This is a genomic window from Streptococcus suis, assembly GCF_017601095.1.
In the GTDB taxonomy this organism is placed as follows: Bacteria; Bacillota; Bacilli; order Lactobacillales; family Streptococcaceae; genus Streptococcus; species Streptococcus suis_Z.
This window is the reverse complement of sequence record NZ_JAGFUX010000009.1, coordinates 30,342-42,623: the sequence shown is the minus strand read 5'-3', so window position 1 is coordinate 42,623 and position 12,282 is coordinate 30,342. Positions and strand designations below refer to the sequence as shown.

General features: G+C 46.2%; 10 protein-coding genes. 1 reads left to right on the top strand and 9 read right to left on the bottom strand.

Annotated features, from left to right (window positions below; genetic code table 11):
- Positions 1-108: 108 nt before the first annotated feature.
- The 3 genes from J5566_RS08310 to J5566_RS08300 form a co-directional block, all read right to left on the bottom strand.
- A complete protein-coding gene (locus J5566_RS08310; protein WP_208562899.1) occupies positions 109-1,494 on the bottom strand; it encodes a dihydrolipoamide acetyltransferase in 1,386 nt (461 codons plus the stop codon).
- A 216-nt stretch (positions 1,495-1,710) separates the two neighbouring features.
- Positions 1,711-2,706 (bottom strand): alpha-ketoacid dehydrogenase subunit beta, encoded by a 996-nt coding sequence (locus J5566_RS08305; RefSeq protein WP_014638601.1) that lies wholly within the window; start codon positions 2,704-2,706, stop codon positions 1,711-1,713.
- Between the two features lie 275 nt (positions 2,707-2,981).
- Entirely contained in the window at positions 2,982-3,950 is a 969-nt protein-coding gene (locus tag J5566_RS08300; protein ID WP_208562898.1) for a thiamine pyrophosphate-dependent dehydrogenase E1 component subunit alpha, read from the bottom strand.
- Positions 3,951-4,179: 229 nt separating this feature from the next.
- Between J5566_RS08300 and J5566_RS08295 the strand changes: the two genes are divergently transcribed.
- Positions 4,180-4,839 carry a trimeric intracellular cation channel family protein gene (locus J5566_RS08295; RefSeq protein ID WP_208562897.1) on the top strand — a complete coding sequence of 220 codons (660 nt, stop codon included), beginning with the start codon at positions 4,180-4,182 and terminating at the stop codon, positions 4,837-4,839.
- 32 nt (positions 4,840-4,871) lie between these two features.
- On the opposite strand, the gene J5566_RS08290 is transcribed toward J5566_RS08295, so the two are convergent.
- From J5566_RS08290 to J5566_RS08265, 6 genes are all read right to left on the bottom strand, one after another.
- Complete coding sequence (locus J5566_RS08290) at positions 4,872-6,029, bottom strand: carbohydrate-binding domain-containing protein (protein ID WP_208562896.1); 1,158 nt, start codon at positions 6,027-6,029, stop codon at positions 4,872-4,874.
- A gap of 125 nt (positions 6,030-6,154) precedes the next feature.
- Positions 6,155-7,588, bottom strand: a complete 1,434-nt coding sequence (locus tag J5566_RS08285) for an ABC transporter ATP-binding protein (RefSeq protein WP_208562895.1) — start codon at positions 7,586-7,588, stop codon at positions 6,155-6,157.
- A complete protein-coding gene (locus J5566_RS08280) occupies positions 7,546-8,211 on the bottom strand; it encodes an energy-coupling factor transporter transmembrane component T family protein (RefSeq protein ID WP_208562894.1) in 666 nt (221 codons plus the stop codon). Before J5566_RS08280 ends, J5566_RS08285 begins: the two co-directional genes overlap by 43 nt.
- Positions 8,208-8,801, bottom strand: a complete 594-nt coding sequence (locus tag J5566_RS08275; RefSeq protein WP_208562893.1) for an MptD family putative ECF transporter S component — start codon at positions 8,799-8,801, stop codon at positions 8,208-8,210. The genes J5566_RS08280 and J5566_RS08275 overlap by 4 nt, the downstream gene beginning before the upstream one ends.
- A complete protein-coding gene (locus J5566_RS08270; RefSeq protein WP_208562892.1) occupies positions 8,802-10,463 on the bottom strand; it encodes an amino acid ABC transporter ATP-binding/permease protein in 1,662 nt (553 codons plus the stop codon). It lies immediately after the preceding gene.
- Positions 10,456-12,216, bottom strand: coding sequence for an ABC transporter ATP-binding protein/permease (locus tag J5566_RS08265; protein ID WP_208562891.1), 1,761 nt, complete (start codon positions 12,214-12,216; stop codon positions 10,456-10,458). Before J5566_RS08265 ends, J5566_RS08270 begins: the two co-directional genes overlap by 8 nt.
- Positions 12,217-12,282 lie beyond the last annotated feature (66 nt).

Below are 12,282 nucleotides of genomic sequence, written 5' to 3'. Positions count from 1 at the left end.
CCGAGCTTTCCGCTCGGGTTCAGTTGCTAAAATTCTCTCGCTCTTATTCCCTTTCTTTATTTTCTATTCAGAAATCTAATTCTCTAGTTTAAACCAATGGAGGTCTTATCAGATCAACAATTCCAATGGGTTTTCCAACAAGTTCTTCAAGTCAACCATGAACTTAGCACCATTCATACCATCAACAATACGGTGGTCAATGGTCAAGCAGAGCGCCATGATTGGACGGATCTTGATCTCACCGTCAATAACAACTGGTGTTTGAACAGTAGCTGCAACACCAAGGATGGCTGAGTTTGGTTGGTTGATGATAGGGTTGAAGGTCTTAGTACCGAACATACCCAAGTTGGTGATAGAGAAGGTAGATCCTGACATTTCTGCACCCTTCAACTTACCAGATTGAGCCTTCTTGATGACATCTTTCGAAGCCACCACAAAGTCAGACAAGCTCATCTTATCTGCACCATGAACAACTGGCACCACCAAGCCTTCATCCAAACCTACCGCGATACCGAGGTTGACAAACTTGTGCAACTCAATTTCTTGAGCATCGTTGATCAAAGATGCGTTCATGTAGCGGTGTTCTTCCTTCATCAAGGTACGAACCACTGCAAGACCGATCAAGTCAGTAAATGTTACTTTCAAACCAGTCTTGTTCATGATTGGCTCAAGGACCTGCTTACGAAGTGCCATGAGATTGGTCATGTCGATATCGTAGTTAAGCGTAAAGGTTGGAGCTGTCAAGTATGAGTTGACCATACCTTTTGAAATCGCCTTACGCATTGGGCTCATCTTGATGATTTCAACGCCTTCTGGCAATTCTTTAGCTGGTTTCTCTTCAGCTTTCGGTGCTGGAGCAGTAGTTTCTACAGCTGCAGGAGCAAGTACTGCAAGAACGTCGTCCTTGACAATCTTACCATTGACACCTGAACCAGTAAGGGTTGACAGGTCAACACCTTGGTCTGCTGCAATACGGGCTGCAAGCGGAGTTGCTTTTGGAGCTGCTCCCTTGAAGTCTTCAACGTCAGCCTTGTGGACACGACCGTTAGCACCTGTTCCTGGAACAAGACCCAAGTCAATTCCAAGCTTACGCGCCAATTTACGTGCTGCAGGAGTCGCACGAACCTTGCCACCACCTTGTGGTTTGGCAGCAGCTACAGGAGCAACGATTACTGGTGTACGACCTGCAGGCACTTCTTCGATTGCTGCTGCAGGAGCAACTGGAGCAGATGAAGCCCCTGCGTCAACTGTCTCACCTTCAGCACCCAAGTAAGCAATAACTTCGGTAACAGGGACGGTAGCACCGTTTCCATGAACAATTTTTAATAGGACGCCTGACTCTTCTGCTTCCAGCTCCATGCTGGTCTTGTCGGACATCATTTCCAAGATGACGTCGCCTTCATTGACGAAATCGCCCTCTTGTTTTTTCCACTCGATGATTTCACCTTCTTGCATGTCCACACCGAGCTTAGGCATAATGATTTCAATAGCCATTTTTAAGATACCAAGTCCGAACAGAAAACGATTGAAAAATAGAAAATCCTCATTTTCGTAGCGAATTATCTCTTTTCCGAGTTTTCCGGACGGGTCAATTCCTTTCTTTCAGTTTCTTACGTAACCAATAAACCAGACCGTTTTATCAAGTCGAGTCAAATTCTGGCTACACTCTTTCAAACAGGGCTAGGACGGTTGCCCGTCCTTTCATGATTCTTAACCCTTGTTTACTTGCTTATAAATTGCCGCTTTGATTTTCTCTACGTTTGGCAATACTGCGTTTTCAAGAATGTTTGCGTAAGGAACTGGTACATCGTCTGAAGCGATACGGATGATTGGTGCATCCAAGTAGTCAAAAGCTTCGCTTTCTGTGATGATTGATGCGATTTCACCGATGAAACCACCTGTTTTGTAAGCATCGTTAACCAAGATAACCTTACCAGTTTTCTTCACAGATTCGATGATCAATTCTTTATCCAATGGGATAAGGGTACGTGGGTCAACCACTTCTACGCTGATGCCTTCTGCAGCTACTTCTTCAGCCGCTTTCAAGGCACGTTCCAACATACGACCGTATGAAATAATGGTTACATCAGTACCTTCACGTTTGATTTCACCTTTACCAAGTGGAATGTAGAAATCAGGATCCAAGTTAACTTCTTCTTTTTTACCATAAAGAGCTTTTGGCTCCAAGAAGATAACTGGGTTGTTATCAAGGATAGATGATTTCAATAGACCTTTTGCATCATTAGCAGTACCTGGTGCAACCACCTTGATACCTGGGATGTGAGTCAACCAAGCTTCAAGAGATTGTGAGTGCTGAGCCGCAGAACCGATACCTGAGCCTGAAGCCACACGGAAGGTTACAGGCGTTTTCAAACCACCACCAAACATGTAGTTAGTTTTGGCAGCTTGGTTAACAATCGCGTCAAGTGCAATTGTCACGAAGTCCATGAAAGTCAAGTCAACGATTGGACGAAGACCTGTTTGAGCCGCACCAACCGCAGAACCAGCGATTGCCGCCTCAGAGATAGGCGTGTCGCGAACGCGTTTTGGACCAAATTCGTCCAACATACCAACAGATGTACCGAAGTCACCGCCGTAGATACCGACGTCTTCACCCATCAAGAATACTTTTTCATCCTTACGCATTTCTTCGCTTTGAGCCAAGTTAATCGCTTCACGCAAGGCCATTACTTTTGTTTCAGCCATTTTTTACTCCTAATATATCAATTTATCTTTACTGTAACAAGTAAAATGTAGAAATCTAATCAATTACTTCATTGTAATCAAACGTCATAGCTACTCGAGCTACCCTAGTTTGACTTGCTCTTTAGAGCGTAGTCAAACTGATTACGTCACTTACGACACGGAGACTATTCAGCCGATATTGCTGAATAGGCGAAGTTAGTGAGGTAAGTAGGTAGTCCACCATAGTGGCTACCGTAGTTTGACTTGCTCTTTAGAGCGTAGTCAAACTTCTTACGTTAATCTACAAACACGTCTTCGTAAGCTACTGAGATGTCTGGATCTGGGCTTTCTTGTGCGAATTTCACAGATGCTTCTACTTGTTCTGCAACCTGTGCTTCGATGGCATCCAATTCTTCGTCAGTCGCAATCTTGTTTTCTGTCAAGTATTTGCGGTATTTCTTAAGTGGGTCTTTTGCTTTCCACTCGTTGACTTCTTCTTTGGTACGGTAAACACCTGCGTCGGCAGTCGAGTGTCCAAACCAGCGGTATGATTCAACTTCGACCATGGCTGGGCCGTTACCTGCACGAACGTACTCGATAACTTCTTGCATTTTCTCATAAACTACAACAACGTCATTTCCATCTTCTACATAGTGACCTGGCATACCGTAGGCTGCTGCACGTTGGTAGAGGTGAGGAATCTTCGTCGAATAAGAAATGTCTGTTGAGATACCGTAACGGTTGTTGGTAATGAAGAAGATAACTGGCAAGTTCCAAACAGCTGCCAAGTTCATTGACTCGTGGAATGACCCTTCGTTCGTCGCTGAGTCACCTGAGAAGGCGATAACGATGTTATCTGTACCAAGGTATTGTTGGGTAAGGGCTGCACCAACTGCAAGGGCGTAACCACCACCTACGATACCGTTTGAACCGAAGTTCCCTTTTTCAACGTTGGCCAAGTGCATTGATCCACCACGACCTTTTGATGTACCAGTTGCCTTACCAGCAAGCTCCGCCATCATACCGTTGATGTCAATCCCTTTCGCGATAACGTGACCGTGACCACGGTGGTGTGAGAAGATGATGTCTTGCTCTGTCAAACCAGCGATTGGGCCAACAGCCGCAGCTTCTTCACCAACTGAGAAGTGAGTCATACCTTGTACGAAGCCACGACGCACCAATTTGTTCAATTTCATGTCAACATCACGGATTTGTTGCATTTTTAGAAACATGTCCAAATGTTGTTCTTTTGAGATAGATACCATAATTTCCTCCAAAGGTTTTCTCTTACCTTTCTATGATAGACTAATCTTTCACAAATGGCAAATTTTTGAACCGTTTTCTTAAAGTAAAAATAAGTCTAAAAACTCTTGTTTCGTGCAGTTCTTCACAATGTCTAATCTGTTAGCTTGAAATGAAAACAAAGTTAATTTTCACAAACTTTTCATCTTGCTTCCACTACCCAAATGTGCTACTATGAAAAAGGAGGATTCTATGGATTTTGAGACATTTTTGCTGGTTTCCAACTATATTGGTACCATTGCCTTTGCCGTCTCTGGGGTGGTCAAAGGCTTTAAGAAAAAACTAGATATTTTTGGCATTACCTTGTTAGCCATTGTGACTGCTGTCGGAGGTGGAATGATTCGGGACAGTTTGGTCGGACGCATTCCTGCTGCCTTGGTTGAACCTTCACCGATTTACTTATCCATCGCTGTCTCTCTCATTATGTATGTAGTGGTTACCAATGCCAAAAGTGAGCATCCATTAGATCGAAAATTCTATTTCTATTTGGCGCGCATCAACTTGCTCTTTGATGCTATTGGACTAGTGATTTTTGCCCTCTTGGGTGCCAGTACTGGGATTGAGGCAAGTCTCAATCCAATGGCAACCGGTATTTTAGCTAGTTTAACTGGTGTCGGCGGTGGAATTATTCGTGACCTATTGGTAAATGAAACCCCTTCTGTTCTCAAGGAAGATGTCTATGCCTTACTGGCCTTTTTTACCGGATTGTCTTACCACCTTCTCGTTGTAGAACTAGGATTTTCTCGTATCCCAACCTTCTCCTGTCTCTTTTTAATCTTCTTCATCCTCCGCCTGCTCATTATCAAATACCAAATCAATCTCCCCAATATGGAATCGTCAAAAAAACCATGAGTCTTCTTTTAAAACTCATGGTTTTTCTATTTTTACCAGCCACCGTGACCACCAGCGCCTGGTCCTGTTGCTGTGATTTGCGTAATCTGTTCTCCGTTAACAGTGACCGTTCCACCTGTCAATTCTGCTGTGCCATCAAAGTCGAAGGAAGATGTTGGCGCAGTTACTGCAATGCTACCACCAGAGATATAAATGTCACCATTGGCATCAAAGGCATCTGTATCACCGCTACCAACAGCAACTGTCAAGTCTCCGCCTGTTACCTTGATAAAGATATCCGTAGAAATCGTGCTCGCTGCATTGATGGCATCATCTGCACCATAGACATCCAAAGTACCACCATTAATGGTGATATTGGTGCCTTCAAGGGCTTCCAGGGATTCTGACACAGTAATATCTCCACCATCAATTGTCAAAGCCATTTCTGCTTTAATGCCGTCGTCACCAGCAGCAACTGAAATCGTTCCGCCTGTGATAGTTGTATAGCCTTTGGTTGTATCTGTGTCATTGGTTGACTTAATTCCATCACCACCAGCTGTTACATCAATCGTTCCACCATTGATCGTCATTGAATCCTTACCGCGAATACCATCATCTACTGCAGTAACCTTGATATTACCTGCATTGATTACCATGTCATCTGTCGATACGATACCATCTTGGAAGTTCCCTTCTACAGTCAGGCTACCATTACCTGTAATGGTTAAGTCTGCTTCTACATGAATTGCCCCTTCGATATTGGTATCAGAGTGAGTACTTGAATCCTTAACAGTATTTTCTGTACCGTCTTGCAACTCAATTTCAACATTGTCTGCCGAAATAACATTGATGGCTGCTGTATCGGAGCTTGAAATGGTTGCACCAGCCAAGATGATACGGACATTAGCATCTGTTTCAACCGTCACACCACCTGTTGTAGAACCTGTCAAGACATAGGTTCCACCTTCTGTGATAGTTAAACCTTCATCAGTCAAGCTAACTTCTGTCGTTGGAAGTGCTGACCAGTCAATACTTGAAGTTGACTCTGAACTAGATGAAGATGTTGAACTTGACGAACTTGCAGTTGACACTTGGCCAGAAGTCGAACTTGAAGTTGTCGAACTTGTCGTGGATGAGCAAGCAGCCAATACTCCGATACTCATAATCGTTACAGCCGAGTAAATCCATTTTTTAAGTGATTGTTGTTTCATTATTTCTACCTCTTTTTCTATCAGGTGGACAATTCGCCCTCCCTTGTATGCTCTTAGTTTACAGCTCCTTCCTAAAAGAAAGGTTAAAGATAACCAAAAGAAACCTTAAAATAAAAAAACTGCCCTCAGACAGTTTTTAGAGATTCGATAGCGATGATTTTATCACAGACCGTCGCCAAGAGCTCCTCATCATGCGAGATGAGAAGGACCAGCTTCTTTTCTTTTTTTAACAAGGCCAGTACCCTAGCCACTTCCTTCATCTGAGCCAGATCCAATCCGCTAGAAGGCTCGTCAAAGATGAGGATATCCTTATCCGCCAATAAGTTGGCTACTATCATCACACGTTGCTGCTCACCGCCTGACAAGCTGACTGGGTGCCTGTCTAGCAAATCCGCCAAGCGAAAACGGCTGATTAACTCCTCATCGAGCTGCTTGCCTTTTTGCCCCAGAGTCAATTCCCTGCGAACTGTTTCGGCAAAGAGCTGCAGGTGGACATCCTGCATGACAAAGGCTGTTTTTTCCAGACGCTTGCGGGCTGTTAGTTCTTGCCCCTGCCAAGAAATATTGGCCTTCTTATCTTCTACCAGTCCCACCAGATAGTTGGCCAGACTGGTTTTGCCAGAGCCATTTGGGCCGACAAGCCCCACTACCTGCCCTGGCGCCAGACAGAGCTGCTCTACCTGATAGAAAAATTTGCCAGCTGAACTAACTGATAAGTTAGCAACAGACAAGCCTTCTTTGTCAGACACAAACTGACTGGCCAGCTCTGCTATTGCCTGCCGATAAGGCTCGGCATCGTAGCACCGCAAACCCATATCCTGACGGCACTCCTCTGTCCGATGCAGGAAGTCGCTAGCTGGATAATCCTCCACCAGCTGCCCCTCCTGAAAGTAGAGGTAGCGGTCTGCCAAGTCGCTCAGATAGGCCAAGAGATGCTCGGCGATGATAATGGTCTTGCCTTCTTTTTTCAGTTTATGTAGGGCTTCTCGAACCTTGTGGACTGCCTCCTGATCCAGATTGGCTGTCGGCTCGTCCAAGAGTAAGATGGGACTGCCCTGCATGGTCGCCGTTGCCAGAGCAATCAACTGCTTCTGACCACCTGACAGCTGAAAAATTGGCTTGTTATAGAAATCTTCCAGTTGAAAGAGACTATTGACCTCCTCCAAGCGAGCCGCAATTTCCTCCGTCGTCAGTCCCTGATTTTCACAGGGAAAGACCAGCTCATGTAGGACTTGGGTATGGAAAAACTGGGTAGCGGGATTCTGAAAGACCGAAGCCACATGGTAGGATAGGTCTTCCACGCTGGCTTGTCTGATGTCCTGACCACCAATCTGTACCTGTCCTTTGACCTGGGCAGGATAATATTCTGGAATCAGACCATTGAGCAACTTGAGCAGGCTAGATTTGCCAGAACCACTGGGACCACAAAGGACCACACACTGCCCTGCTGGAATAGCCAAGTCTGCAATCTCCAGGGCTGGCTTGTTAGTACCTGCATAGGTCACTTGGAGATGTTTTATTGTGATAGCCGTGTCCATAGAAGAAAAATCAGACAACATAGGCAGAGACTCCAATCTAGCCAAGTCCAACGCGACTTGACAAATTCACTGGGACGTCCATTCATAGCCATTCCCTTGGTCAAGGTTGCCACCGTCAAATCTTGGGCGGTTGCCAAGAGAGAAAGCATAAGGGGAACTAAAAAGTATTCCAGATAGCGTAGCGGTTGGATAAGCAGAGCCCATCCGCTGAGAAATATTCCTCTGACCTTCAAGGATGCCTGGATATGCCTGGCGTCCGACTTAATAGCTGGCAAAAAGCGAAACATGACACCCAAGGTCAAAAGGAAGGTTTCAGGAAACCGCCATTTCCGCAGGCCATGAATAAGGTCATAGCTGCTGGTGGTCATAAGAAGCAAATGCCCTGCCAGAAGCGGTGGCCAAATGTATCCTATCACAACAAACAAGTGTGTTAACCAAGCTGGAAGGATTGACCAATAGGATAGCCCTAAAAAGAATCCGTAGCCAAGAAGTCCGACAACCGTCATCCTAGGCTTGCCAGAAAACCAGAAAAGCAGGCTTAGTCCACAGACCAAGACTGCATTTTCCAGTCCGCTCAGCCGCATACCATAGGTAAAACTGGTGAAGACGACCAAGAGAATTTTACTGCGTGCATCGAGTTTCATCCGACCAAACCTGAACGGTCAAAATAGCGTTTGACCATGTATTGTCCAAAAAGGCCACTCAGACTAGCTGTCAAGGTAATGGTAAAGGATAACCAGAGGACATTTCCCGGTGTAAAGTCTAGCATAACTCTGGCCACATACTCTGCTGATTTACCACGAGCCAATAGGCTAGCTTCATAGGCATCTCGCATGAACCACATAAGAATAATAGGTCCGAGGTTGCCAAAAGAGAAGACCACAAAGCTGAGGAGATTACTCCATTTGTTCTTATAGGCACCGAACTTGGCCACCAAATCTCCCAGCAGACCAAAGGTCAAACTAGGCAGAAAGGCCGCTGTCATATAGCCTGACAGGAAAAAGAAGCAGGCCATGACCGCACCAACCAAACTAATGGAGCCAAACTTGCCAACCTTGGCAATCAAGAGCATATAGACTGGACCAGCCAAGAGGGCTGCAAAAGCTGGAGCATACATCATATTACCAGACCGGTCAAAAAAGACACCGATCAAGGTCCCCAGACCCACACACAGAAAATACAAACCAGCAAAGGCACCCGTCACCATGAGGTCCTTGATTTTTAATTGTTTCATTTATTTTTCCTTTACTAATTGCCCGTCTTCCAAGCGGAAAATAACATCCGCACAGGCCATGGTCGAGCTTCTATGGGAAATCAAGAAGACCATGCCCTGACAGTGTTCCTTGACCAGCTGGATAAAGCGGGCTTCATTGAGCGAATCTAGGTTACTAGTTGGCTCATCAAAGATATAGCAGTCCGCATTTTTGAGCAGGGCCCGCATGAGTTCCAAACGTTGCCCTTCTCCTGCTGAAAAGTCACTGGCTTCCACAAGCGTATCCAAGCCCTGCGGTGCTGCCAAAATCCGTTTTTTCATGTGGCATTTTTCTGCCAAGTCCATGATGGTTTCGTCCGACACATCTGTCCGTCCCAAGACAAGATTTTCCCGAATGGTCTGGCGGAAGATTTGTGGCACCTGTGGTACATAGGCAAAAGACCCCTGCAAATGTGCCTTATCTACCTGCCGACTATCCAAGCCAGACAGGCGGATTTGACCTTTTTGCCAATCATACCAGCGCATGATCAATTTCATCAAGGTGGATTTTCCTGCACCTGATTCCCCAACCAAGCCAATAATTCCATCTTGTTCAAACTGAACAGACAGGTTGCGGTAAAGTCCTGTTTCTCGGTCATCATAGTCGAAGTCCAGTTGCTCAATGGTAATGTCTGTCACGCTGACCTCGACCAGCTCACCTGTTCGCTCTGCTTCTTTTTCATCCAAAAGAGCATAGATGTTGCGACCAGCATTCATAGCCCGCTTGAAACCAAGAGGCAGACGGCTGAGTTCCAAGAAGGGAGCAAAGGAACTGGTAAAGGAAACCAAAAGGGCTACTCCTGTCGCCAAATCCAAGCTCTGACTGCCGACTAAGTCGAAGGTCAGCCAGGCAAAGCCCATGATAGACAAGCCCACCACCAAGAAGGAAACGGCATACTGCATAAAGTTAGTTTGAGCGACCTTTCGCTCCTGACCATTGACCTCTTGGCTTCTCTGGGTCAGACTGGCAAAGCGTTCATTTGTCTGCTGGAACTGCATGAGATCCTTCATGCTCCTAAGACTTTCAATAAAGTAGGACACATAGCCCTTACGACTGGCATTTTGTTCCTTGAGCAAGGGCTGCAGCTGCTTGGCAAACTGATTTGGAATAGCAATCGCCAACAGAGCATAGGTCACCAGAGCCAGCAAAGCCAAACCCCAGCTGGATAGACCGAAATAGACTGTCAGACCAAGTGCCACCAGAATCCCTGTGCAAATGGGAGCAATAGTATGGGCAAAGAAAACCTCCAAGGCCTCAATGTCCTCCCCAATCATCTTAAGCAGGCTACCGCTGTCCTGCCGATCCAATTTCCCAGGAGCCAGGGCCCGCAATTTTGCGAAAATCAAGCGACGGTAAGCCGCCAACGTATGAAAGGCCACATAATGACCAAAGTAATGCTCGCCATAGCGGAAGGCACCACGTAAAAGAGCTAGGAGAATGAGGATCCCCAAGGTCCATAGCGAAGCAGGATTGCCAGTAAGGGCATCAAAAGCCAGATAGACCAGCATGACTGGAATAGCAATGGTCACCACCTGTCCCAAGACCGCAAAGCAGACCGCCACCGCAATCCGTGGCAAGAGGTGCTTCATGGACTGCAAGAGTCTCGGAATCAGCACATTTGTTGGTATTTCTTTCTTATCCATAAACGGCTTCCTCCAATTCTCTTTGTTGATCGACCAGCTGACCATAAGCCAAGCTAGTCTGATAAAGCATATCATGATTGCCTGTCACAACCCCTTCGGCAGACAGGAAGAGAATGTCATCTGCCTGCTCCACCTGCTTCATCTTATGGGTAATGATGATGACAATGGCATCCTTTGCCACCAGGTTAATCAGGTCGTAAATCAAGCCTTCATTGTCCTGATCGACGCTGGACGTCACCTCGTCAAAGATATAAAGGAAACGTTTTGCCAAGACCGCACGGGCACAGATAACCTGCTGGCGTTGACCAGGCGACAAGAAAGCACCGTCATCACCCACAATCGTATCCAAACCGTCTGGCAGATTCTTGACAAACTGCAAGACCCCCTGCTGATCTGCCCAAGCCAAGATGTCCTCCTTGGACAAATCACAAGCCATGCGTAAATTTTCATAGATAGACTGGTTGAGCAAGGTGGATTGACCCGACACATAGAGGACTTGCTCATTCAGAGAAAGCTGACTGATACCAGCAATCTCCTGCTCACCCAAGTAAATAGCTCCCTTATCCGCCCGCAAGCGTCTCAAGAGCAGCTGGGCCAAGGTGGTTTTCCCCTGGCCTGACTCACCCGCCAAGGCATAGACCTTTCCAGCTGTCATGGTCATGGAAATATCTTTTAAGACTGGCTTTTCTCCGTAGGCAAAGGCCAGAGCTTCTAGTTTTAGACTGTCAAAAGCAGGCACATGGACAGAATCGATTTCCTGCTCCGCTGTCATGCTGTCCAAGAAACCAAAAATGCGATCCGCCATCTTGGTATTCATCATAACCAAGTGCATACCGTAGCCCTGCTCCCGTATGGGTGCAAAAAACTCCGTCGCAATGAGGACAAAGAAGAGCATACTAAAGAGGGACAAATTGCCTGCCGCTAGGCTATTGACCGCCACAAAACCAGACAAGCCAATCCCCAGATACATGACCGCATCCATGTAGCCCACCGCTTGCAGCTGAAAACTGAGCAACTCCATAGTGGCATCGCGGAAGTCCTCGGCCTGCTCATTGAAGGTTTTCTCATAAGTCGCGTCCGCCTGATAGGAATAGAGGGTGTTGAGCCCCTTGAGGTCGTCCAAGAAAAGATTGCCCACATCCATGTAGGAGCCCCAATAGCGATTCATGATCCGCTTGGACCGCTTCTGCATGGCAATGATGGAAATCGGAATCAGAGGCAGAGCTAAGATGAAGATGACCGCACCCAGCGGGAAAATCAGAAAAACTAGCAAGAGAACGGTCGCACAGTTGAACTGGGTCCGCAAGGAAGAAGCCATATAGTAGGAATAATAAGTATCCAGACTATCAATCCCCTGTGAAGCGATATTAAAGACATCCGCTGCTGTCGCTTTTGACTCGAACTGACCATCCTTGGCCAAAAGGGCCTCAAAGAAGGACTGCTTGAGCGAATCCCGTGCAAACTGAGAGCCCAGTCCCTGCAAACGCTTGGCAATCAAAGCCACACCATAGCCAAAGGCATTGAGCCCCAACAAGATGAGGACAAAGCGTCCCAAATTAACCTGACCACCCTCAAAGTAGGTCACAAAACCCTTAGCAATCAGATAGAAGGAAATAATCCGCATCAAAAATTGCACCCAGGACAGAAAGGCTGCCAAATAAACCAGCTTCATCTTAGGTTTGATGCGTTCTTTGAGCCGCTTCAAGAGGGCTTTTTTCTTTTCTCTGGAGATTTTCTCCTGTTCCTGCGCCATACTCCACCTCATCTACAAGTATTTACATCTAGTATACCATTCTTTGAATTGTCTGTAAATTTTAAT